The organism is Sinimarinibacterium arenosum, assembly GCF_005047655.1.
Classification (GTDB): Bacteria; Pseudomonadota; Gammaproteobacteria; order Nevskiales; family Nevskiaceae; genus Solimonas.
On record NZ_SUKF01000008.1, the window covers coordinates 187,303 to 211,072 of the forward strand.

The 23,770-nt window shown below is 60.1% G+C and carries 21 protein-coding genes; 5 read left to right on the forward strand and 16 right to left on the reverse strand.

All coding sequences use genetic code 11. The features are described from left to right. Positions 1-10 precede the first annotated feature (10 nt). Genes E4T66_RS16730 through E4T66_RS16745 form a run of 4 tightly spaced genes read right to left on the reverse strand, consistent with a single transcriptional unit; the run spans position 11 to position 2,898 of the window. Positions 11-520, reverse strand: coding sequence for a pilus assembly protein PilP (locus E4T66_RS16730; protein WP_136850327.1), 510 nt, complete (start codon positions 518-520; stop codon positions 11-13). Next, positions 517-1,176: a type IV pilus inner membrane component PilO gene (locus E4T66_RS16735; protein WP_136850329.1), complete on the reverse strand. Its 660-nt coding sequence runs from the start codon at positions 1,174-1,176 to the stop codon at positions 517-519. The genes E4T66_RS16730 and E4T66_RS16735 overlap by 4 nt, the downstream gene beginning before the upstream one ends. Then, complete coding sequence (locus E4T66_RS16740) at positions 1,173-1,769, reverse strand: PilN domain-containing protein (RefSeq protein WP_136850331.1); 597 nt, start codon at positions 1,767-1,769, stop codon at positions 1,173-1,175. The genes E4T66_RS16735 and E4T66_RS16740 overlap by 4 nt, the downstream gene beginning before the upstream one ends. Before the next feature lie 40 nt (positions 1,770-1,809). Continuing rightward, a complete protein-coding gene (locus E4T66_RS16745) occupies positions 1,810-2,898 on the reverse strand; it encodes a pilus assembly protein PilM (protein ID WP_136850333.1) in 1,089 nt (362 codons plus the stop codon). A 168-nt stretch (positions 2,899-3,066) separates the two neighbouring features. On the opposite strand from E4T66_RS16745, the gene E4T66_RS16750 reads away from it, so the two are divergent. Both E4T66_RS16750 and E4T66_RS16755 read left to right on the forward strand, forming a co-directional pair. Beyond that, positions 3,067-5,469, forward strand: coding sequence for a penicillin-binding protein 1A (locus E4T66_RS16750; protein WP_136850335.1), 2,403 nt, complete (start codon positions 3,067-3,069; stop codon positions 5,467-5,469). A gap of 36 nt (positions 5,470-5,505) precedes the next feature. Continuing rightward, positions 5,506-6,111, forward strand: coding sequence for a hypothetical protein (locus E4T66_RS16755; protein WP_248679786.1), 606 nt, complete (start codon positions 5,506-5,508; stop codon positions 6,109-6,111). Positions 6,112-6,155: 44 nt separating this feature from the next. Here E4T66_RS16755 and E4T66_RS16760 read toward each other — a convergent pair whose 3' ends face one another. From E4T66_RS16760 to rph, 11 genes are all read right to left on the reverse strand, one after another. Further along, a complete protein-coding gene (locus E4T66_RS16760; protein WP_136850339.1) occupies positions 6,156-7,451 on the reverse strand; it encodes a citrate synthase in 1,296 nt (431 codons plus the stop codon). A gap of 19 nt (positions 7,452-7,470) precedes the next feature. Further along, on the reverse strand, positions 7,471-8,727 hold the full coding sequence (locus tag E4T66_RS16765; protein ID WP_136850341.1) for a malic enzyme-like NAD(P)-binding protein: 1,257 nt from the start codon (positions 8,725-8,727) through the stop codon (positions 7,471-7,473). A 157-nt stretch (positions 8,728-8,884) separates the two neighbouring features. Next, positions 8,885-9,094 (reverse strand): 50S ribosomal protein L31, encoded by a 210-nt coding sequence (gene rpmE, locus E4T66_RS16770; RefSeq protein WP_136850343.1) that lies wholly within the window; start codon positions 9,092-9,094, stop codon positions 8,885-8,887. Positions 9,095-9,264: 170 nt separating this feature from the next. Further along, complete coding sequence (locus E4T66_RS16775; protein ID WP_136850345.1) at positions 9,265-9,795, reverse strand: calcium-binding protein; 531 nt, start codon at positions 9,793-9,795, stop codon at positions 9,265-9,267. A 362-nt stretch (positions 9,796-10,157) separates the two neighbouring features. Then, positions 10,158-10,682, reverse strand: a complete 525-nt coding sequence (locus tag E4T66_RS16780; RefSeq protein ID WP_211242985.1) for a calcium-binding protein — start codon at positions 10,680-10,682, stop codon at positions 10,158-10,160. A 320-nt stretch (positions 10,683-11,002) separates the two neighbouring features. Beyond that, positions 11,003-11,869, reverse strand: coding sequence for a calcium-binding protein (locus E4T66_RS16785; RefSeq protein WP_211242986.1), 867 nt, complete (start codon positions 11,867-11,869; stop codon positions 11,003-11,005). Between the two features lie 506 nt (positions 11,870-12,375). Continuing rightward, positions 12,376-13,548, reverse strand: a complete 1,173-nt coding sequence (locus E4T66_RS16790; RefSeq protein ID WP_136850349.1) for a calcium-binding protein — start codon at positions 13,546-13,548, stop codon at positions 12,376-12,378. A gap of 292 nt (positions 13,549-13,840) precedes the next feature. Beyond that, positions 13,841-14,974 carry a calcium-binding protein gene (locus tag E4T66_RS16795; RefSeq protein ID WP_211242987.1) on the reverse strand — a complete coding sequence of 378 codons (1,134 nt, stop codon included), beginning with the start codon at positions 14,972-14,974 and terminating at the stop codon, positions 13,841-13,843. Positions 14,975-15,254: 280 nt separating this feature from the next. Continuing rightward, on the reverse strand, positions 15,255-16,421 hold the full coding sequence (gene hemW / locus E4T66_RS16800; protein ID WP_136850353.1) for a radical SAM family heme chaperone HemW: 1,167 nt from the start codon (positions 16,419-16,421) through the stop codon (positions 15,255-15,257). Then, positions 16,414-17,016, reverse strand: coding sequence for an RdgB/HAM1 family non-canonical purine NTP pyrophosphatase (rdgB, locus tag E4T66_RS16805; protein ID WP_136850355.1), 603 nt, complete (start codon positions 17,014-17,016; stop codon positions 16,414-16,416). The genes hemW and rdgB overlap by 8 nt, the downstream gene beginning before the upstream one ends. A 6-nt stretch (positions 17,017-17,022) precedes the next feature. Beyond that, positions 17,023-17,733, reverse strand: coding sequence for a ribonuclease PH (gene rph, locus E4T66_RS16810; protein ID WP_136850357.1), 711 nt, complete (start codon positions 17,731-17,733; stop codon positions 17,023-17,025). 413 nt (positions 17,734-18,146) lie between these two features. Between rph and E4T66_RS21620 the strand changes: the two genes are divergently transcribed. From E4T66_RS21620 to E4T66_RS16825, 3 genes are read left to right on the forward strand one after another with little or no spacing between them, the layout of a single operon-like run. Continuing rightward, positions 18,147-18,392 carry a hypothetical protein gene (locus tag E4T66_RS21620; RefSeq protein WP_211242988.1) on the forward strand — a complete coding sequence of 82 codons (246 nt, stop codon included), beginning with the start codon at positions 18,147-18,149 and terminating at the stop codon, positions 18,390-18,392. Further along, the gene (locus E4T66_RS16820) at positions 18,389-19,591 is read left to right on the forward strand and encodes a porin (protein ID WP_136850359.1); all 1,203 of its coding nucleotides are present in this window, start codon (positions 18,389-18,391) and stop codon (positions 19,589-19,591) included. Before E4T66_RS21620 ends, E4T66_RS16820 begins: the two co-directional genes overlap by 4 nt. Positions 19,592-19,625: 34 nt before the next feature. Then, positions 19,626-22,616: an ATP-binding protein gene (locus E4T66_RS16825; protein WP_136850361.1), complete on the forward strand. Its 2,991-nt coding sequence runs from the start codon at positions 19,626-19,628 to the stop codon at positions 22,614-22,616. Here the strand turns inward: E4T66_RS16825 and E4T66_RS16830 are convergent. Further along, a complete protein-coding gene (locus E4T66_RS16830; protein ID WP_136850363.1) occupies positions 22,529-23,761 on the reverse strand; it encodes an EAL domain-containing response regulator in 1,233 nt (410 codons plus the stop codon). The genes E4T66_RS16825 and E4T66_RS16830 overlap by 88 nt on opposite strands. Between the last annotated feature and the right edge of the window lie 9 nt (positions 23,762-23,770).

Sequence of the window (23,770 nt, forward strand, 5' to 3'; positions counted from 1 at the left end):
CCTGGGTGCTTTACTCGGCGAGCGTCAGGCTTGCAGGTCGTTGGGTCCAGCCGCCGAATCCGTCCGGGACCAGTTCCAGCAGGCTGATTTCGGATTCGGAGATGGCCACGACTTCGCCGTAGTTCTGTCCCATGTGGTTTTTACGTGTTACACGATGGATAACGCCGTCGGGTGCGCGGACCAGCGCAAACATGCCGTTCGGTGCCGCGATCGTTCCGACCATGCGAAGCGCATCAAGCGGGAATTCCTCCAAGGCTTCGCGGTTGCGATTCAGGTCTGGCCGCGGGCCGGACGAGACGATCGCCGTCGCAGGCTGGTCGTTGCGCAATTCCACGAACGGATCCCGGCGCTCGCCAGGGTCGTAGGCGAAGCTTTCGAACTGCTTCGGTTGCGGAATCGGGTCAATCGCCTTGGATTTGCGCGCCTTGACCTCGGCCACGTACTGCTCCAGATCGGACATATCGGAGCCGCAAGCCGTGAGCGACAGCACTACCGCCGCGACGAGACAGAAGCGGATCATTTCTTGCCCCCTTTCTTCTTGTTGTTCTTGGGTGCAGCTGCAGCGATCTCGTCGTCGTCAAGGTAACGGTAGGTTTGCGCGGTGGCGGTCATCCTCAGCCGGGTCGAATTGGCAGCGTTCTTGCCGCCAGAGGGACGAATTTCAACGTTCTCAATCGTCACGATCCGCGGCAGTGCGGCGACCGCGCTGACGAAGGTCCCCATCTCGTGGTAGTCACCGATCACGACGATGCGATTGGGGATCGCGGCGTAGAATTCCTTGGGAACTTCGCCCTGCGGCTGGAACAGTTCTTCTTCCAGTCCTGCTGCGACGCGTGCCTGCGAAATATCAATCAGCAGGTTGGCAACCTCGGCGCGGCTTGGCAGCTGTTTGAGCATTGCGCCGAACGAGCGTTCCATTTCGGCGAGTTGCTCGCGATAGGCGTCCAGTCCGGCGACCTTTCGTTGTTTGGCCTCCAGTTCCGTGCGCAGCGTTGCTTCCTGCGCTCGTGCCTTTTTTACTTCCTCGTAAATCGGCTTGATGCCGAACCAGAGGCCGGCTGCGATCAGCAGAATCGTCGTAAGCACCACCAGCGCCCAACGGGCCCAGCCCGGCCACGCGCCAGGATTCTGCATGTCCAGCGACTGCAGTTGCTGCAGGATCTCCTGGGGCTTCATTCGACCACCCCCTCGTCGGTGCCGTCGGCGGAGCCTTCGCTCTTCCCGGGCGTCGTCAGACGAGTGACCTGCAGCTTGAACTCCGCTTTGCGTCGCTTGTCCTTGTCTCCGGTCTTGATCACGATCAGTTTCGGATTCTGGAACCAGGGCGACGCGTCCAGATTCTTCATGTAAGTGGAGATGCGACCATTGGACTCGGCAATGCCGTCCAAAGTGACCTGACTGCCCTGCTGCTTCAGATTGGTCAGATTGACGCCTTCAGGCAGCGTATTGACGATCTCATCAAAGAAATGGACCGATGCCGAGCGGCTTGCCTGCAGCTCTTCGATCACGTGCATGCGCGCCAGCAGGTTGGTCTTGACGCGCTCAAGTTCCTGGATTTCCTTGATCTGTTGATCCATCTCCTTGATCTGCGTGCGCAGGTATTCGTTACGCGCTTGCTGGTAGCTCAGTTGCCCGTCGACGGCGGTCCAGGATGCCAGCAATGCCAAGCCTGCGGCGACGACCCCGAGGCCCATCATCGCGGCGAATTCCTTTTTGCGTCGTTCGCGCCGTTCCTTGCGCCAGTCCAGCAGGTTGATGCGGGTGGTCATGGGCGTGCTCCCGCTGCGGCGACGTGATTCGAGGCGACCATCACGCGTCGTCCTGATCGAACGCGCGCCATGCCAGGCCGCAGGCAATCAGCAATGATGATTCGTCCTGCGCCAAGGTGCTCGGTTTGGCCTTGGACGCAACGCTCATGGTGCTGAATGGGTGTGCAATGACCGTCGGAATCTGCAGACGCTCCTGGATCCGCGCTTCAACGCCAGGAATATGGGCGCAGCCTCCGGCAAGGATGATCTGATCAATGCTGTTGTAACGCGTTGCCGCAGAAAAGAAGAACTGCAACGAGCGATCGATCTGCTGCGCCATGTCGGATACGAAATGCTCCAATACTTCGGTTTCGTAGCCCTGCGGCAGCACGCCGGAGCGCTTGGCCTTGGTGGCGTCTTCAAATGACATCTGGTATGTGCGCATGATGTCTTCGGTCAGTTGACGACCGCCGAAGGCCTGGTCGCGTGTGTAGACCGACTGCAGATCATGCAGCACCAGGACAGATGTCGTGGTGGCGCCCATGTCGACGATTGCGATGGTTTTGCCATGGCCACCGTCCGGCATCTGGTGCTGGAGAAACTGACAGGCATTTTCCAGTGCCTGCGCTTCGATATCGACAACCTTGACGGTCAGGCCGGCAAGGTCGGCCGCGGCGCAGCGCTGTTCGACTTGCTCCTTGCGGCAGGCGGCGAGCATCACATCAAGCATTTCGGCGTTCTTGGGGCTGACGCCCAAGACCTGGAAGTCGAGGCTGACCTCGTCGATCGGGTATGGAATGAACTGATCGGCCTCGGCCTTGATCTGCTCCTCCATGTCGTCGTCCGACAGTGACGCTGGCATTTCGATGATCTTGGTGATGACCGATGCGCCGGCTACAGCAACGGCAGCCTGTCGGGTGCGGGTGCCTGCGCGGTTGACGGCGCGCGCAATTGCTTCCCCGACGAGCTTGGGATCGGTAATCTGTTTGTCCGTCACGGCGTTCGGCGGCAACGCTTCAATCGCGTAACCTTCGACGTGGTAACGGTTCCCCTTGCGCGAAAGCTCAAGCAGCTTGACCGAGCTGGAACTGATGTCCAGCCCGATGAGCTTCTGGCTTCCTCCGCCTAACAGCGATTGCAAGATGGCCATTTCGCCTCACGCCGCCTCGTTGACATTCCCCCACGGGACCGAAAGACTCTTCCCGCATCTGGCCGTACTATAACCCAATATTGCTACTGTGCAACTGGAAGTTCCGGCGGCAACTATCTGATCATGCAGCAAACATTCAATCTCAATCTTCATAATTCCTGACCCCGGATGGCGCACAAGAAAACTGGCTTGCGGGTGCTCGCGTGGCTCTCGCTCGCGGGACTGATCATCGGTACGGCGATTGCCGTCGTCGCCGCCGTCGCCATCTCGCAGATGCGTGCCGAGCTCCCTTCGGTCGACAGCCTGCGTCAGCTGCAGCTGTCTGAACCGCTTCGCATCTATACCCGCGACGGCCAGCTGATCGGCGAATTTGGCGCCGAACGGCGTGCAACGCTGACCTATGCGGAGCTTCCGCCCGGCTTGGTGCGTGCATTTCTCGCTGCGGAAGACGATCGTTTCTTCGAGCATCCAGGGGTGGATTGGCAGGGCTTGATGCGCGCGGTGGTCAAGCTCGCGCTGACTGGTGAGAAGTCGCAGGGCGGTAGCACCATCACGATGCAGCTGGCGCGCAACGTGTTTCTGAGCAGTGAACGTACGTATACGCGCAAGTTCAAGGAGATCTTGCTGGCTTTGAAGGTGGAAAAGGAGCTGACTAAGGAAGAAATCCTTGAGCTCTATCTCAACAAGATCTACCTCGGCGAGCGTGCCTACGGGGTGGGTGCGGCGGCGCTGGTGTATTTCGGCAAGCCTGTCGGCGAGCTGAGCCTGAGTCAGATTGCGGTGATCGCCGGCTTGCCCAAGGCGCCGTCGCGCGACAATCCGGTGGCAAATCCGAAGAAAGCGGTGGAGCGTCGCAATTACGTGCTCCGGCGCATGCGTGAGCTCGGAAACATTTCGGAGCTGGAGTATCAGGCGGCATTGGCCGAGCCAGTCGCGGTGCATCCCTATCAGGCCAAGGTCGATGTCGATGCGCACTACGTGGCCGAGATGGTCCGCGCCGAGCTCTTTGCCGAATATGGCGAGGACGCCTATACCCGTGGCCTGAATGTTGTTACCACGATCGATTCGAAGCGACAAAAGGCTGCCAATACCGCACTGCGCCATGCCTTGTTCGCCTATGACGAGCGCCACGGTTGGCGTGGGGCCGAGACGCGGATTCCGGATCAGATGCTGGCCGGCGGCGGTGGCGGTGAATTGACGGCCTTGCTCGACAGTTATGCCACTGTTGCTGGCTTGGTTCCTGCGGTAGTGACCGCATTCGCCCCAACAGGCATTGATCTGTTGACTGCCCAAGGGGCCGTCAAGCTCGCGCCCGCGGCGTTTGAATGGGCGGGTCTGTCGGCCAAGAAGCCGCTACAGCCCGGAGATGTGGTTCGCTTACGCCCGGAGGGCAATGACTATCGTCTGGCGCAATTGCCTCAGATTCAGGGTGCGTTCGTGGCCGTCGATCCGGATGACGGTGCGATTCAGGCTTTGGTCGGCGGCCTCGACTTTTTTGCCGGCAAGTTCAACCGTGTGATCCAGGCGCGGCGCCAGGCAGGATCCGGATTCAAACCCTTTCTGTATTCGGCAGCGATGAACTACGGATTTACGCCGGCATCGGTCATTCTTGATGCGCCGGTGGTGTTCGATGATTCAGCGCTGGAGTCTACCTGGCGGCCCGAGAACTACGGCGGTGATATCAAGGGACCGATGCGTTTGCGCGAGGCTTTGGTGCAGTCGCGCAATCTGGTCTCCATTCGTTTGTTGCAGGCCATTGGGCTGAACTATGCGCGGGACTACATTCCCCGGTTCGGCCTGCCGGCCGACCGATTGCCGAATGACCTGACCATGGCACTTGGGAGCGCCGTCTTTACGCCGCTGGAGATGGCGCGGGGGTATTCGACCATCGCCAATGGGGGATTCGTGATCGACCCCTATTTCATTGACAGCGTGCGTGACAATCACGGAAGCGAGCTGTTCCGGGCCAAGCCGAAGCGCGCGTGCGAAGCCTGTCTGGAACAGAATGTCGCAGGAGCCGCACAGTCACCCGAGTCGAGCGAAGATGCCGGCAGTGCGGTGCCTGCTCCGGATCAGAACTGGACCCCAGCGACGCGAACGATCGATCCACGGATCATCTGGCTGATCACCGACATCCTGCATGATGTTGCGACGCGAGGAACTGCCGCGAAGGTGCGGGAGCTGGGCCGCTCCGATCTGGGCGGGAAAACCGGAACCACCAATGATGAAACCGACGCCTGGTTCAGCGGATTCCAGCGCCATCTGGTCGCGGTAACCTGGGTTGGCTTCGATCAGCCGACGCCGCTGGGGCGTGGTGAAGTCGGAGGACGGGCAGCCTTGCCGGCGTGGATGGATTTCATGCGCACCGTGCTCAAGGACGTGCCGGAAGAAACGCTGCCGCGACCGGATGGACTGGTCAATGTGCGTATCGATCCCAATACCGGCCGGTTGGCCGCAGTTGGCGATCCGGATGCGATTTTCGAAACGGTGCAGCAGGACCACATTCCGGAACCCGACGATGCACCCCGATTCCAGCGCGAACAGCAAACTGACCTGCAGGATCTGTTTTAGCCGCCACCCAGCCGGCCTGGGAGCGATTTCGTGAACATGGGCTCGCGGCAGGCGATTGCGGAAGAAGCCGCACGCGTGATCTGCACCGAGCAGCTCACGGATTTTCACGCGGCCAAGCTCAAGGCGGTCGAGCACCTGGGTTTTCCTCCGCGTACGCCGTTGCCGGAGAACGCGGCGGTGCTGCAGGCGGTGATCGAGTATCAGCGTTTATTTGGTGGAGCAGCCTACCGGGAACGACTGCGCTCAATGCGCGCTGCTGCGCTGCAGGCGATGCGGCTACTGATGCCGTTTTCGCCGCGGCTGGTGGGGGGGGCGGTTACCGGCGCTGTGACACAGGCACATCATGTGCAGCTTCATGTATTTGCCGACTCGGCGGAAAGCGTCGACATTGATCTGCTCAACCGCGGGATTGACTTCGAACAGGACGAACGCCATTTCCGCTACGCCAACGGGCGCGAATTGCGCATTCCTCTGGTGCGTCTGACGCTAGGCGGCGAGCTGATCGACGTTGCGATCTTTGATGTCGAGGGACTGCACCGGCCCCCGATCAATCCGCTGGAGGGTCGCAGCTACCAGCGTCTCGATCTTGAGCAGGCCCAGGCATTGGTGGAAGGAAGGGGGGGCGCTGCTCAAAACGACTAGGCCCTCCGGAGAGGGCCTAGTGTTGGATTCAGGAAAAGCGCGGATCAGCGTTTTTCGATTGCACTGACGTTGCGTTCGCTGGCGCCGGTGTAAATCTGGCGGGGGCGTGCGATGCGCATCGTCGGGTCGGAGATCATTTCGATCCAGTGTGCGGCCCAGCCGACGGTGCGAGCGATCGCGAACATCGGCGTAAACATGTTGACCGGAATGCCGAGTGCCTTGTAGATGATGCCGGAATAGAAGTCGACGTTCGGGTACAGCTTGCGTTCCTTGAAGTAGTCGTCCGACAGTGCGATTTCTTCCAGCTTCATGGCCAGTTCGAGCTGTGGATCGTTTTCCTTGCCCAGGTGCCTTAGAACCTTGTGGCACTCGTCGCGGATGATCGTGGCGCGCGGGTCGAAGTTCTTGTAGACGCGATGGCCGAAGCCCATCAGGCGCACGCCGGAATTCTTGTCCTTGACCTTGTCCATGAAGCCCTGGACCTTGGACACGTCGCCGATTTCATTGAGCATCTTCAACACGGCTTCGTTGGCGCCGCCGTGTGCCGGTCCCCACAGCGCCGCGATGCCGGAGGCAATCGCCGCATAGGGATTGGTCCCGGTCGAGCCGGCCATGCGCACGGTCGAGGTCGAAGCATTCTGTTCGTGGTCGGCGTGCAGGATGAAGAGCACGTCGAGCGCACGCGCGGCCACCGGATTGACCTCATACGGTTCGGCTGGCACGGCGAACATCATGTGCAGCAGGTTCGAGCAGTAGTCGAGGCCATTCTGCGGATACATGAACGGCTGGCCGAAGTAACGCTTGTATGCGGCGGCGGCAATCGTCGGAATCTTCGCGATCATGCGATGCGCGAAAATCTTGCGATGCTCCGGGTCCTTGTTGTTGGTGGTGTCGTGATAGAACGCCGACAAGGAGCCGACCACGCCGGTGAGCATCGCCATCGGGTGGGCGTCATAGCGGAAGCCGTTGAACAGGCCGCGCAACGATTCGTTGATCATCGTGTGCTTGCGGATGTTCAGATCGAACTCGGTCAGCTGCTGTGCGTTCGGCAGCTCGCCGTTGAGGATCAGGTAGGCAACCTCGATGAACGAGCAGTGCTCGGCCAGCTGGGCGACCGGATAACCGCGATACAGCAGGACGCCGGCATCGCCGTCAATGTAGGTGATCGACGATTTGGTCGAGCAGGTCGACGAAAATCCCGGATCGTAGGTGAACACGTCCATCTGCCCATAGACCTTGCCGACATCAAGTCCAACGGGGCCGAGGGTGCCGGAGATGGCGGGCAGGTCGGTCTTTTCGCCGGTGGCGTTGTTGACCAAGCTGTAGCTGGGCGTGCTCATAGTTAATCTCTCGCTGGTTTCAACTCGGATAGTGCGACGGATACGGCGCTTTCGCCGCACCACTTGCAACAGCCGCACGCGCCACAGCAGGCGCGACGAGGTCGCGCAAACGGGGGTCGATTGGCTTGGGAATGATGTACTCGGGACCAAAGGATAGCGATTTTTGCCCGTAGGCTTCCAGCATCGCGGCCGGAACCGGCTCCCGCGCCAGCTGGGCCAGCGCGTGCACCGCGGCGATTTTCATCTCGCGGTTGATCATCCGCGCGCGGACATCCAGTGCCCCGCGAAACAGGAACGGAAAGCACAGGACGTTGTTGACCTGGTTCGGATAGTCGCTGCGGCCGGTAGCCATGATCAGATCATTGCGCACTTTCAGCGCGACTTCCGGCAGGATTTCCGGTTCCGGATTCGACAGCGCGAATACGATCGGGCGTTCGTTCATCAGCATCAGCCATTCCGACCGCATCAGGCCGGGCCCTGAAACGCCAATGAAGACGTCGGCCCCCGCCAGCGCACCGGCCAAGGTTCGGCGTTCGCTGGGCAGTGCCGCAAACTCGCGCTTTTCCTTGTTCAGCTTGTCAAAATCCTCGCGCTCCGTGTGGATCACACCCTTGCGGTCAACCAGCCACATATTCTCGCGACGCGCACCAAGATCGAGCGCCAGGCGCATCGAAGCAATTCCGGCGGCGCCCGCGCCGAGGCAGACGATGCGCGCGTCTTCGATGCGCTTGCCCTGCAAATCCAGCGCATTCAGCAATGCGGCGCCCATGACGATCGCGGTCCCGTGCTGATCGTCATGGAATACCGGAATGTCGCAGCGCTGGATCAACGCGTCCTCGATCTCGAAACAGGCAGGCGCCGCAATGTCTTCAAGATTGATGCCACCGAAGGTCGGAGCAATGCGCGCAACGGTATCGATGAATGCCTGAGGGTCCTTTTCGTCCACTTCGATATCAAACACATCGATGTCAGCGAACTTCTTGAACAGGACCGCCTTGCCTTCCATCACCGGTTTGCCCGCCAGCGCCCCGCAATCGCCCAGGCCCAGAACCGCGGTCCCGTTTGAGATTACGGCGACCAGATTGCCTTTCGCGGTATAGCGATATGCAGCCTCAGGATCCGCCTGGATCGCGCGTACCGGCTCGGCGACGCCCGGCGTATAGGCCAGAGCCAGATCGCTCGGGGTGGAAACGGATTTGGTGATGGAAATGCCGAGTTTTCCAGGTTGCGGAAACTCGTGATAGTCCAACGCGGACTGGTGGAGAGAGTCGTTCATTGTCTTGCGCAGTGCCTTCTGCCTGGATGCGCGCGGGGCTCGCGGGGGCGCAATCTTGCCCTCACGCCCTTCAAACGGCAATGACTGCAGCGACAGTCACCTGCCGAGCAACAAAAAAGCCGCGCCAATGCGCGGCTTTCTAAGGCAACGAAAAGGCTTATGCTGCCTTGCCGTAGCGCTTCTTGAACTTGTCGACACGTCCGCCGACGTCCAGCACCTTCTGCTTGCCGGTGTAGTACGGATGGCAGGATGAGCAGACTTCGACCTGCATGACATCGCTGCTGATCGTCGAGCGTGTATTGAATGAATTGCCGCAGCTGCACTGGACCGTCACAGCCTTGTAATCCGGATGAATGCCTTCTTTCATGGGAAACCCCGACAACGCTTGGGATCGCGAAATGCGAAAGGGCGCGAATTCTAAGGGAGGATGCGGCAGGATGCAACCGCTGCCCGTCCGGTGCTGTATGGCCGAGGGGTAGCGCCAAGGGATGAGGCCCGCTGCCGGGGCCTCATCCCTTCGCCGCTCACCCTAAAGGGCTACCTATCATTCTGCCTCGGTTCGTAGATGACTTCGCAGTTATCAAACGTCGTCCTATACGCCGGGCGATCTTCCGATGTGTAGAAATAGCCGTAGCTGCCGTAGCAGGTATCGGTACCGAGGCTGCCGTTCAGGCGATTGCGTTCATGAATCGCATCCCCGGTGTTCGGACCACCATTGCCCTCGCCATTGGCCACCAGGATATCGTTGCCGGGACCGCCGAACACGAAGTCGTTTCCGTTGCCGCCGACCAGGCAGTCGTCGCCAGCGCCGCCGTGGATCTTGTCGTCTCCCCCGAGTCCGAGGATCACATCGTTCCCCGCCGTGCCCAGGATCGAATCGTTGCCCTCGGTGCCAATGATGATGTTGGCTTCTTCGAAATCCGGCCCACATTCCTTCGGCACCCAAGTTTCCTGCTGGGCCATGGCGGGGAAGGCCAGGCCCGCTCCTAAAAAGACCGCTGCTGCGATCAGTGTCTTGTGTGTGGTGCGGGTCGAAATAGATCCTGTGTTGCGCCCATGATTAATCATCTTCAGCTCCTATATTGCCGCAGGGGGCAGAATTCGCCCCGAATTGAACAACTATCGACTCTCTCTGTGATTGACCTTACCTTTGAGAGGCATATGCGCAAATAAGTAATTATGCGTATGACTCCAGCTCACGGACCTCGCGCCGCGGCATGAGTCCGTTATGTGGGGGCCTTCAGTCGGGTGGTGCAGCGGTATTCGGAAGGGCGAGCTATTCCCGCTTGATCCCACAGGCTTCTCCATGCCTCTGCGGAGGGCGCAGAGCACCGCGTTGCTACTCAGTTATCGCAGGGAAATATCCAGATGAAAGAGGCCCGCATCTGCGGGCCTCTTTCATTGATCAGGATTAAAGACTTCTGGGTGGCTTACTCGCGCATTTCTCGCGGTTCGTAGACGACTTCGCAGTTGATAAACACGGTGTCGTAGCTCTCGCCGTACGCTGTCAGGTCGTAGTAGCCATAGCTTCCGTAGCAGATATCGCTGCCGCGGCTGCCGTTCAGGCGATCCCGGGAGTGAATCACGGGATTGCCGGTCATCTCGCCTCCGCCTTCGCCATCGGCGACCAGGACATCGTTGCCGGCACCGCCCATCAGGAAGTCGTTTCCGGGGCCGCCGATCAGGCAGTCATCGCCATTGCCCCCGTATATATTGTCGTTGCCGCCCAAGCCGAAGATCACGTCCCTGTCGCGTGTGCCGGAGATCGAATCGTCCCCTTCTGTGCCCATGATGATGTTGGCCTCTTCAAAGTCGGGGCCGCACTCTTCGGGAATCCATCCCTGCTGAGCTGTGGCAGGCAATGCCATGCAGGCGCCCAGTAGCGCCAGTACTGCGGTCAGTGCTTTGCGCGTTGAAACCGAAGGCTGATTCTGCGCGTAAGTGTGCATTTCCATCATTGACTCCCTCCATATGATTCCAGAGCGCTATGCGCTATGCGCTATGGATGTATCGTCTTGAGAGATAGAAACTACGCCTTCGGTCTCATCGCCGCAAGCACAGGAGCCCTGCGTGTCCCAGGCGGGTATTGGGCGCTGTGCCGAGTGATGCGCGGCAGTCAATGCGTTGCCGGGTAAAGCTGCAGACCCCTCGAATGCGAGGCGGAAAGTTGCCGAGGTTCCTGAGTTTGCGTGGTGATCTCGGAAAACGGAGCGCCACAGGAAAAAGAGGCCCGCATCTGCGGGCCTCTTGAGCTGCAGCAGGAAAGATCTCGCGATCAATCCGGGTACGGGTACATGGTCTGCTCGATCACGGTCTCGCAGTTGTCATAGGTCGTCCGGTAGGACGGGCCTTCGTAGTACGACGGGCCATTGCGCTTGCCGTAGTAGTAGTCCGTGCTGCCGTAGCAGGTGTCAGTGCCGCGGCTGCCGTTGAGACGATCACGGCTCTGCGAGGCAGGATTGGCGGGCATCATGCTCCCGGCAGCTTCGCCAGCGATCAGCACGTCGTTGCCGGCGCCGCCGAACAGATAGTCATTGCCGTAGCCGCCAATCAGGCAGTCGTCGCCGTTGCTGCCGTTGATGTTGTCGTCGCCGTCGAGGCCAAAGATCACGTCCTTGCCCGGCGTGCCGCTCAGCACGTCGTTGTCTTCGGTGCCGACGATGATGTTGGCGTCTTCAAAGCCGGGGCCGCACTCTTCCGGGATGATGCTGAGTTCTTCACCGGATACCAGCATCACGATGTTGTCGTCGGGAAAGCCTTGGGTTGCAATGTCGGTGATCTCGGGCAGCATGCATGTCGCCGCCGCAAGGTAGGTCGGACCCGTTTGCCCCGCCGAATTGGCGCCTGGGAAGAAATACGGCGCGCCGCCTGGTACGTGGATGTCAACAACCAGGTCCTCGGTTGTTGGATCCAGTACGGTGCCACTGACGGGGATGTCCATGAAAAACAGCGTGCCGTCGTTGACGGTGGCTGCTGCGCTGCCGATCGACGTCAGGTTGGCGAAAACAAGTGGCGCAGTGCTGGGGATCGAATACAGCCGAAGCTCGATCGGCTGGGATCCGCTGGTGCCAGCTTCTTGAACACCGATCCGCACCGTGTTGACCGTGAACGCGCCAGCAATGCCGTGGTCCGCATTGAGCAAGAAGCGGCGAATATGATCGTTTTCTGCGTAAGGACAGCTCGCCCCGGTCGAAGGGATCAGTGTTGTCGTATCTGTATTCTGAGTGATGATCGCCGGGCCTGGCAGTGTTGGGAGCACTGTTGCGGCTGAACCGGGATTGACCGCGCCGCCGCTGGAATTTGAAAGACTTGCTGCCGACGCGGTGCCAATGAGTCCTAGACCCAAGGTCACTATAATTGTTGCCAGCGCCTTGCGCCCTGAAGCCGCGCTGCGGCCTGATTGAATCTGGTTGTGTTGCATGAGAATCCCCTCCCTAACCCTTGATTGGAACCTATCCGCCGTCGCTGATAGCGCCCCGCGGTTGCGCCACGTTACTTTGTGTGGCGCGGCCGACTGCCTTTTAAGGGTAGTCAGTTTTCTGGTTGCCGTGCGTAGGAAATTGTCGTGTCGGGCGATGTGCGCCGTTTACTCCTGGAGCCCATGCAAAAGAGGCCCGCATCTGCGGGCCTCTCGAACTTCAGTTTGGATCAATCCGGGTACGGGTACATGGTCTGCTCGATGACGGTCTCGCAGTTGTCATACGTGGTTCGATAGGACGGACCCATGTAGGACGGGCCATTGCGCTTGCCGTAGTAGTAGTCCGTGCTGCCGTAGCAGGTGTCAGTGCCGCGGCTGCCGTTGAGGCGATCCCGACTCTGGCTGGCAGGATTGGTCACCATCGTTGCCTGTGGTTCATCGGCAATCAGCACATCGTTGCCAGCGCCACCGAACAGGAAGTCATTGCCATAACCGCCGATCAAGCAGTCATCGCCGTTGCTGCCGTTGATATTGTCGTCGCCGCCCAAGCCAAAGATCACATCTTTGCCAGCCGTACCCACCAGCAAATCGTTGCCCTCAGTGCCGATGATGATGTTGGCGTCTTCAAAGCCGGGGCCGCATTCCGCCGGAATCACGCTTTCTTCCTCGCCAGAGATTTCCATCAACAAGTGCATATTGGGGAAGCCCAAACTCGCGATATCGATCGGCTCCGCCGCCCCGCATTCCGGGGCGGCGAGATAGCTCGGATGTGACTGTCCATTCGCATTGGAGCCGAGGAACAGCAAGTAGCCCGATCCTGACCCGTTCGCGAGGTGGATCGAAACCACAAGATCCTGAGTTGTCGGATCGCTAATGGTGCCGGAGACACCAACATCCTGGAAATACTGGGTGCCATCGCCTACGTACACGGTGGAACTGCCGAGATAGGTCAGATTTGCAAAAGTCAGTGGATCAGTTGAAGCAATTGAATACAGAAGTACTTCAACCGGCTGAGAGCCGTCGATCCCGGCCGTTGCCGTTTCCACCGCGAAGCGGACAGCATTGACGGTAAAGCTGTTGACGATGCCTTCATCTGCATTCAGCAGGAAACGCCGGAAGTAATGGTTCTCGACATGATACGAGCCCGCATTACAGCTGACGGTGTTGCCCTCAGTAATCGTCGTGGTGTCGCTGTTTTGCGTGATGACCGTGGGGCCCGGCAGCACCATCGGAGATACCGGCGTCGATGCTGTGTCGGATGAGGTTGCCCCACTGGCTGACAACACCGGTGTGGCTGCCAGTGCTGGGCCAGCCAAACCGAGTCCAAATGCTAAATACATCGCAGCCAGCGTCTTGCGTGCAAGAACTGAAGCCGGCACGGTCTGATGCTCGAATTTGCCCATCGCGAATTCCCCCCAAAAGAAACCAATTATTAATGGCGCTTCTCGCCGATTAACTATCTCTGAACCGTCAAGCTACGCCACGATTCTTGCACTGGCAATCGACAATTTCCTACGTTGATGCAGGCGGCTCAGGCTGCTGCCTGACACTGCCATTGATTTCATAACACGTGAGGCGGCATTTGCTGCTAATTCCTCGGTGCAGCCTCTGAAGTGCTGACCGCAGACGAGGTTCGAAATCCAAGGGGTTTGCAGAAGCAAACCCCTTGCAAGAAACGAAGAGCCGGTCTGACGCTTACTTGTTCATCCCCGGTTGGTAGATGATTTCGCAGTTGTCGAACGTGGTGACGTAGGACGGACTCTCGTTATAGAAATAGCCGTAGCTGCCGTAGCAGGTATCGGTACCGCGGCTACCGTTCAGGCGATTGCGTTCATGGATCGCATCACCGGTAGCCGGACCGCCCTTGCCCTCGCCATTGGCCACCAGGATATCGTTGCCGGAGCCACCCAGCATGTAGTCGTTGCCGTTGCCGCCAATCAGACAGTCGTCGTCGGCGCCGCCATCGATCTTGTCATCGCCGCCCATGCCGAAGATCACATCCTTGCCGCGGGTGCCGGTCAGGGTGTCGTTGCCGTCGGTGCCGACGATGATGTTGGCATCTTCGAAGCCGGGGCCGCACTCTTCCGGAATCGGGGGGACTTCCTGGCCGGAGACTTCCATGACATACGCAAAAGTCGCATAGCCCAAGCCGGCCAGATCAACCGGTTCAGGGGCACCGCAGGTGCTCGAGGCAAGATAGCTCGGGCCAATCTGGCCGCCTTCGTTAACTGCCATGAAGAAGCGATTGCTGATCGCTTGTCCATCGGGAACGTGAATGGCAACCACCAGATCATATCCAACCGGGTCGCTAACGGTGCCGCTGACTGCACTTTCGACGAATCCCGTGCCATTGGGCACAGCTGCCGGGGCATCGCCGACGGGCACCAAATTCGCGAAAGTGAGCGCGGAGCCACTGGCGATCTGGAACAGCTCGACTTGAACATCCTGAACGCCTCCGCTTCCGGCAACCGCATCATAAACCGCGAAGCGGACGGCGTTGACCGTAAAGGCTCCATTAATCCCATGATCGGTGTTCAGCAGGAAGCGGCGCATCAAATAGGTCTCGAACGCGAAACCGTTGTTGCAGGTGATGCCGTTGCCGGGAAGGATCGAGCTTGTATCGAGATTTTGCGTGATCACCGTTGGGCCGGGGAGCACATTAGGAGTGGCGGCGCCGGAATTCGGTGTCGTGAGCGGCCCATCGGTTGCAGAAAGCGATAAGTTTGACGCGGAGGCTGAACCCAAGAGTCCGAAAGTGATGAGCGTCGCGGTCAGAAATTTGCGCCCGAAGGCCAAGCCCTTCCTGGGCTGGAATACTGTGCTGTCCATGTGCATCTCCCAAGCTTCGATAAAAAGGCTGTGGCCGGCGCCGAGTCGGCCTCATCCATCCTGTTCTCCGAATCCAAGCCCCAAGTTTCAGCGGTCACACGCAGACCTCTCCTCCTGCGCTGGCGCGGAGCCGCATTGAGTGCCTTTCATCGATGGACGGACTCGCAGCGGAGTTGGCAATTTGAACCAGGACGCGGAGACTTGCGTTGATCGACGTCAATCGAGAGAAAGCTTCAGATCCTGGCGGAGAGACTGGCGCCAAAATCGAAAAGTCTTGCACTCAGGAGGGTGCACCGTTCAGGAACAGACCCAGCAAAGCATTCAGGTAATTCAGGCCCTGTGCCGTGGCTCGAACATGAGTCGGACTCGTTGACAGCCAGCCCTGTTCGATGGCGCTGAGCACGGCGGGATCGGTGGGGTTCCAATCCGTCCCGGTGTGTTGCCGGTACAGCTCGACTTCGAATCCCCGGTTGAGGCGTAGCGCATTCATCAGGAATTCAAATGGACGGTCTTTTTCAGGGACTGCGTGCTGCTCCTGCACGCTCGCAGCAGTGCCGCTGCGCTCCATGTAGGTTCGGGGGTGTTTGTGGCGCGCACGTCGCGTGATGTTCAAACCGGATGCTGTACTTATGCTGCGCTTGGCGTGGGCGCCGGCGCCGATGCCCAGGTAGTCGCCGAAGGTCCAGTAGTTCACATTGTGTCGGGCCTTGCGACCCGCTTGTGCGTAGGCCGATATTTCGTACTGGCGGTAGCCTGCTGACGCCAAGCGCTCAACCCCGCCTTCCTGCATCGCCCAGGCTGTGTCATCGTCCGGTAAGGGCGGCGGGCGCAGGCCGAATTCTGTATTGGGTTCGAGCGTCAGCTGGTAGTACGACAGATGCTCGGGTGCGAGCGCGATGGCTGCGGCCAGATCGGCGGAGGCTTGCCGAGCGGTCTGGTCCGGCAGCGCATACATCAGATCGATATTGATGTTATCGAAACCGGCGCGGCGCGCGAGCTCGAACGCGCGTAGTGCTTCCTGACGGCCATGGATGCGACCCAGCCGCTTCAGCATGTCGTCGTCCAGACTCTGAAACCCCATCGATATCCGGTTGACACCGGCGCTGCGGTAGCCGGGAAAGTGCCCGGCCTCGGCGGTTCCGGGGTTGGCTTCCAGCGTGATCTCGATATCCGGTGCGAAATTAAGTCGACGGGCGATCGCGTCAAGCAGGCGTCCGATCGCTTCGGCCGAAAACAGACTGGGCGTACCGCCGCCCATGAAGATCGACTGCAGCGGACGCGGCTCCGGTGTTTCAGTCAGCTCGAAATCGAGATCGCGCAGCAGAGCATCGACGTATGCCTGCTCGGGAATTTCAGCACGCAGGGTGTGTGAGTTGAAGTCGCAGTAGGGACATTTGCGCACGCACCATGGAAAGTGCAGGTACAGCGACAGCGGAATGTCAGCCATGCAGCAGCTGCCGCAGCTGCGCGACGGCCTGGCCACGATGGCTGATGCGGTTCTTCACTGCGGCATCAAGATCGGCTGCGGAGCAGCCATGGTCGTCGACCCAGAACAAAGGGTCGTAGCCGAATCCGTTGGCGCCGCGCGGAGTTTCCAGAATCCGTCCGGGCCACAGGCCCTGAGCGATCAGCGGTACCGGATCGTCGGCGTGACGCAGGTACACCATGGTGCAGACGAAGCGCGCTGCGCGACGCGCCGGATCAACCCCATGCAGGGCTTCGAGCAACTTGCGGTTGTTGGCCGCATCGTTGCTCGGCTCCCCGGCGTAGCGCGCGGAACGCACGCCTGGAGCGCCGCCGAGATAATCGACTTCCAGGCCGGAGTCGTCAGCGATTGCCGGCAGGCCGGAAATTCTGCAGGCGTGACGGGCTTTGATCAGCGCATTCTCCACGAAGGTGGGCGCGGTTTCCTCGACATCGTCGGCGCCGAATTCGGAGATTGAACGCAAATCCAATCCCAGAGGGGACAGCAATGGCTGCAGCTCGCGAAGCTTCTTGGCGTTACGGCTGGCGACCACCAGCTGTGTCGGCGCTGCGCCCATCGTTCGTCAGCCCGCCAGAGCCTTGCGCTGCTGTTCGACCAATTCGCCGATGCCGGCGCTGGCCAGATCGAGCAAGGCGTCCAGTTCTTCCCGGCGGAAGGCATGGCCTTCGGCGGTGCCCTGGACTTCAATGAAATGCCCGGCGTCGTTCATCACGACGTTCATGTCGCACTCGCAGGCCGAATCCTCGGCATAGTCGAGATCGAGCACCGGTTGGCCTTTGTAAATGCCGACGGACACCGCGGCGATCTGGCCGAACAAAGGGTCACGCTTGATACGACCGTTCTTGCGCATCGCAGCAACAGCGTCTGCCAGCGCAACATAACCGCCGGTGATGGCCGCAGTGCGCGTTCCACCATCTGCCTGCAGGACATCGCAGTCGATGGTGACCGTATGGCTGCCGAGGGCGTCCATGTCGATGCAGGCGCGCAGACTACGGCCGATCAGGCGCTGGATTTCCTGGGTGCGTCCGGATTGCTTGCCCTGAGCTGCTTCGCGGCGACTGCGTGTGTGTGTCGCGCGCGGCAACATGCCGTATTCGGCGGTGACCCAGCCGCCATCGCGCTTCCATGCCGGGCCGCGTTCCTCGACGCTGGCGGTGCAGAGAACGCGGGTGTGACCGAACGTGACCAGCACCGAACCTTCGGCGTGACGGGTGAATCCGCGTTCGATGGTGATCGAACGGAGTTGATCGGGCGCGCGGCCTGAGGGTCGCATGGGGGTCGTTTGGGACGGGCGGTCGCGGAGTATAGCTGAGCGGTCGTGACGACCCTACCTGATTCGGCCGGATTGGCGCATGCTATCAACGCACGACGCGAATAAAAATTTCAGGGAATATCGGGTGTGTTGATCCTTAAAAGGATCGAAATCACCGCTACGGAGGGCGTGTGACCGCAGTGGCATTCGGAAGGAACCGACGAGTACGCCTGGCGTGGATTCTCTGCGTCGGCTTCCTCGGTTGCTGCTGGCTGTCCGTGGTTCGAGCGGGCGACATTGAAATTCTGGTTGCAGGCGAACGTCAGCAGCCTGATCTCGATCGCCGCCAGCTGCTGTCAGTCTATATAGGGCGGCTTACCACTTGGCGAGACGGGCGCCCGATTCGGGTGTTTGTTCTCCCGGATGACGACCCAGTGCACGAACAGTTCTGTCACCAGGTGCTGGGCACCTATCCCTATGTACTGCGTTCGGCCTGGGACAAGCTGGTCTATACCGGCACCGGGTTCGCGCCCACCGTCGTGCGCGACGTGCAGGAAATGCGGCGTCGGGTCGAATCGACGCCTGGCGCCATCGGCTATGCGCCGGCGCTGGCTCCGGACGATCTGCACCAGCGACCCCTCAATGATCAGAGTTCCCAACCGGGCGGAGTTCACCAATGAGCCATCGCAGGTTTCAACGTTGGCAAGTCATTTCGGCTCAGGTACTGGGAACGGTGGCCTGCTGCATAGCGACAACAGTGCAGGCGGCGCCCGATCTTCAGTACCAGCTGCATGGATTTGCTGCGCAGGCATACGCGCTTTCGGACGGCAACAACTATGTTGGTGATAGTCTCGATGGCAGTCTGGATTTCTACGAATTGGGCCTGAATGGTTCGGCTGGAATTGGCCCGGTGACGGTTTCGGCGCAGGGGCTGGTGCGCCGCTTTGGCGAGCAGGACAGCGGAGACTTGCGGCTCGATTATGGCTTTCTGGACTATCGCGCGGTCTCGACAATGGATGCCACCGCGGGTGTTCGGCTCGGCCGCGTCAAGAACTACTATGGTTTATTCAATGACACGCGCGACGTCGTCTTCACCCGTCCCGGAATCATGCTGCCATCGTCGGTCTATTTTGAAGGCACGGGCATTCGATCAATCCTGTTCTCATCCGATGGCGGACAGCTGTACGGCGGTTATGGATACGGCGATCACTACATCAGCCTGAATGTCACGCTAGCGCTTGACGACACTGCCAGCGCCGATGAGAAGCGCACGTTGTTCGGCGGCGGCACGAATTTTCCAGGCGATTTACAGATTAATGATCTGACCGTCGCGCGCCTGATGGACGAATGGGGCGGCGGAACTTGGCGTGCCGCGCTCAGCTTTGTACACGGAAAGATCGCAATAGACCCGGCGCCGGGTGTGCCGATTTCAGGTGCGATCAATACCGATCTCTACGTTGCTTCGTTGCGGCACAGCGGGGAAAAGTATGCGATCACGACCGAGTACATAGTGGCATCGGCGACCGGACAGTCGAATCCTGGCGGGCGCATCGATTCAAAATCCGACGGTCTGTATGTCCAGTTGGATTACCGCGTGACTGAACAGTGGACCGGCATGCTGCGCTATGACCTGTACTTCGCTGATCGCAATGACCGGAATGGCAACGACTATGTGGCCGAGACAGGGGGGGATCGCCACTCCCGTTACTCGCGTGATCTGACTTTTGGGGTCAACTGGCTGCCGGATCCGCATTGGGGTGTGTGGGCCGAATATCACCTGATTCAAGGCTCGGCGACGACGCCTCGGACTGAAAACCAGGGGCGCTCGATTGAGTCGGACGGATCGTTGTTGCTGCTGATGGTGGGTTACCATTTCTGAAGGGCTTGCTCGCGCGGATCGCATCTGATTTTTTATGAACGACCTTCCGCCTTCAGTGCGGGATGAACAGTACGAGCTGCCCAAGCGACGCGGCAGCTTGCGCTGGAAATCGTTTCTGGTTCTGCTGGCCCTGCTGGGTGGCGTGCATCTGTTTCTGGGCTACTTGAGCTATCGCTCGTTGGGTGCGCGGCATGAAAAGGACATTGCCGAGCGCTTCGCCGGCCTCAATCCAAGATTGCTGGCGCAACTGGACCAGTCCGCGGCGCAGATGTCGCGGTTGGCGTCGCAGCTGGCGACTGTTGCCTTTGATGATGCGGAGCCGACGTCGCTGGATCTGGCGCCGGAGATCCAGGCGGCCCTGACCCGGGTGGATTACTACACCGCAGACGGTCAATTGATCCGCAGTGCAATCGGTGATTCATTGAGCCCGTCAGCGACGCTGGTCGAACTCATACGCAAAGCTGCGGACATCGGGCATCCCCTTGATCTGGTTTCCTGCGCTGGCGAGTGTGAACACTGGGTGATGACCCCCGCGTTTGACCGACAGGGTAATGAGCTGGTTGTCGTGACCGGCGAGTCTATGGCCGGCCCCTTATTGACGTTTCAGCGTGACACTGGTGTTGATCTGGCACTGCTGAAAGTCGAATCGGGTCGTGAGCGTGTGGCCATGGTGACCAATGCCCCGACGCTGAGGCCTTTGCTGGAGCGGCATCAGGGTCAAGTACAGTCCAATATCCAGGCGCATGTGGATATTCATGAACTGGTTGACGGTGGCCGGCACTATCGCATGATGCACGAGCATCTGACGATGCCGAATACACCGGTTCCGATTCCGCTGATCTATTTGTATGACGACAGCGCGGAACTGGCTGCAATTGCGCGAGATGTCCGTACCGGGCTGCTGATCACCTTGGCGGGATTGGTTGCCTCGGCAGCGGCATTGTTCATGTTGATCGGGACCGCAGTACGGCGGTTGAATCAGATCACGCGTGCGTTGCCGTTGCTGGCCGAGCGTCGATTTGATGCCGTGCAGAAAGAACTGTCCGCGATTGCTCCCAGTCGCTTCGTGGCGGACGAAGTCGACATATTGCAGATCACTGCACGCCGGCTGGCCGAGCGCCTGCAACGCCTGGATCAAGCGGAAGCAGCGAGTGAGGCAAAGAGCCGGTTTCTTGCAGTAATGAGTCACGAGATTCGTACGCCGATGAATGGTGTGCTCGGCATGCTCGAACTGCTCGATCGCACGCGCCTTGATACCGAGCAGCATGAGTCCGTACGGGTGATTCGCGAATCGGCGCAGATGCTCTTGGGGGTGCTCAACGACATCCTTGATTTTTCCAAGATCGAAGCCGGTCGTGTGGATCTGGAGCAGATACCTCTGAGCATCGAAGATCTGGTGGATGGGGTACTTGATAGTGTCGCCGCCAGTATTCACGCCAAGCCGATCCGGCTGATTTCCGACATCGCGCCGGAGGTGCCGGAGCGGGTGATCGGAGATCCGACCCGTTTGCGCCAGGTGCTGCAGAACCTGTGCAGCAACGCCGCCAAGTTCACAGAACGGGGACGGATCTGTGTTCACGTCACTGCTCATACGGACGATGGCGAACACATCCAGTTGCGTTTCGAAGTTGAAGACAGCGGTATCGGAGTGCCCGACAACCTGAGCACGCAGCTGTTTCAGCCGTTCGGACAGGCCGAGACCTCAACCACCCGGCGCTTTGGTGGAACCGGCCTGGGATTGTCGATCTGCCGTGGCCTGGTTGAGCGCATGGGCGGTCGAATCGGCTATGACAGCGCCCCAGGGCGCGGCAGTACCTTCTGGTTCGAACTTGTGTTGCCTGTGGCAAAGGTCGATGCGGAGGAACCCGGCGTACGCAAGGTTGCCGAGGGCCTCCTGCAGTTGCAGCTGCAGTTGGGGGACGTTGCAGAGGCGCAGGCGTTGACGCGGTATGCCGTTGCCGCAGGCATCGAAGTGATCACGCTCCCGAGTCAGTGGCGCGCGCAAGCGATGCATCTGCGGCTCAGTGATTGGGTGGGGCCCTACCAGGACGTCGAATCAACGCAAAGTGCCGCCCATGTATTGAAGCTCGAGCGCGTCGACGGCGATCGCTCCAGTGAACTGTCTTTGCGCAGGCCGGTGGGACGCCGCAAATTGTTGCGGCGCATTTTCGAAATCTGTGGGTTCAGTGCTGCGCCGGGATACTCGCGTTCGAATGAGAGGACGCCGGGCAAGTTGCGCGGCCATGTACTGGTGGCTGAGGACCATCCGACCAATCAGACCGTCATTGAGCGGCAGCTGCAGATTCTGGGGCTGGATGTCGAGATGGTGGATGATGGCCAGTCGGCGCTGGAGCGACTCAAGATCCGCGATTACACCGCGCTGATCACCGATCTGCACATGCCGCGGCTTGACGGCTTTTCGTTGGCGCGGGAAGTGCGCGCACTGGAGCGCGCCGGCATGCGTCGCGGGCGTATCCCGATTATCGCCATGACCGCGGATGTGCTTGGCAGCGTCCCAACGCAGTGTCGCGACGCCGGCATGGATGACTGCATCTCCAAGCCGGTGACCCTGGCCGAATTGAGTGATCGCCTTGGCCGCTGGGTGTCCTCGGCGGGGCAATCGCCGGAGGTGCCGCTTGATCCGCAAGCCTTGAAGGATCTGGTCGGTGACGATCCCTTGGTGATCCAGCATCTGTTCGAGGAATTTCTGGCAGCGAATGATCCGGTTGTCGCTGCATTGCAGCCCGCCCTGGATGCGGGCGACTTCGAGACTTTGCGCGGCCATGTGCATCGCCTGCTGGGTTCATCGCGGACGCTGGGTGCACGGCCATTGACCGAAGCGCTCGAAGCGCTGCAAAGCGCAGCACGAGGCACGGATGTCGCATCCAGTGCCGACGATATCCAGCAGGTGTGCCGGGCTTACCAGCGCCTGCGGGACTACTTGCGCGTGGCCAGCCCGCTGTCGATGCGCGGGGACGCCCAGGCCGGTAACGCGGATGGGGGCATCGCCGGCGACAGCCAGTAGCCCTGGATGGCGTCGCAGCCGAGGTCGCGCAACAGCGCGAGCTGCTCCGCGGTCTCGACTCCCTCGGCAACGGTGAATAGCCCGAGGTCGCGCGCCAGGACCAGGCTCGAATGCAGAATGCTGCGAGCTTTGGCGTCGGTAGGCGCCATGATGACAAAGGACCGGTCCAGTTTCAGCTCAGTGAATGGCATCCGGTTGAGGCGCTCCAGCGATGAAAAGCCGGTGCCGAAATCATCCAGCGCGAGGCGGAAGCCGAGCAGGCGCAGTCGTGCAAGGACTTCAAGAATATCGGTTGCATCACCGCTGATGCCGCGCTCGGTGACTTCGAGCGTGATCTGGTCCGGGGACACTCCCGCGGCATGTGCCTGAGACAGCAGTTTTTCCGGAGCGTCCAGAGCGTACAGCGTTGCCGGTGACAGATTGATCGAGAGTCGTACCGGTAGCCCGATCTGAGCCCAATCTGCGGCGATGGCGAACGACTGCTTTACCACACTGTCGGTCAGTAGTTCGATCAGGTCAGACTGTTCTGCGAGTTCGATGAAGTCCTGTGTCGGAATCGGCCCAAACTCGGGATCGGTCCAGCGCGCCAGCGCTTCTGCGCCACAGATGCGTCCATCCTTGATCAGCGCCTGTGGTTGCAGGGCAATGGTGATCTGATTGTCTTCCAGCGCTTTGCGCAGACGCTCGGCGTCAATGGGAAGCGGGGCGATGATCGCTGAGGCGGGCTTGGTCGCCCGGGGGGTGTCGATGCCGTCGATCAACGTTCGTAAATCGATGGTCGACACCGGTTTGGTCAGGCTGCCGAGGACATGGATACCGCGTAGACGCGCGACGTCATCGGCAGCACGCAACAGTCGCGGGTCGACCCCGCTGATCAGGATGACGGCGGCTTGAGGCTGATTTTCGGCGACACTGCGCAGCAGCTGCAGCCCGTCTTCGCCGGGCATCTGCAGGTCGGTGATGACGATGTCGTAGGTGGCCTGAGCCAGCAACGCCCGCGCCTGTTCGCCACTCGCTGCGCCGGCCGAGCGCGCAACACCGAGTGTCGCCAGTTGCCGAAGCAACGTGCTACGGACGAAATCATCGTCATCAACCACCAGCACCGACACATCAGCATGCACGCCAGCGCCCTCCCGATCGGACAACGGATCGTA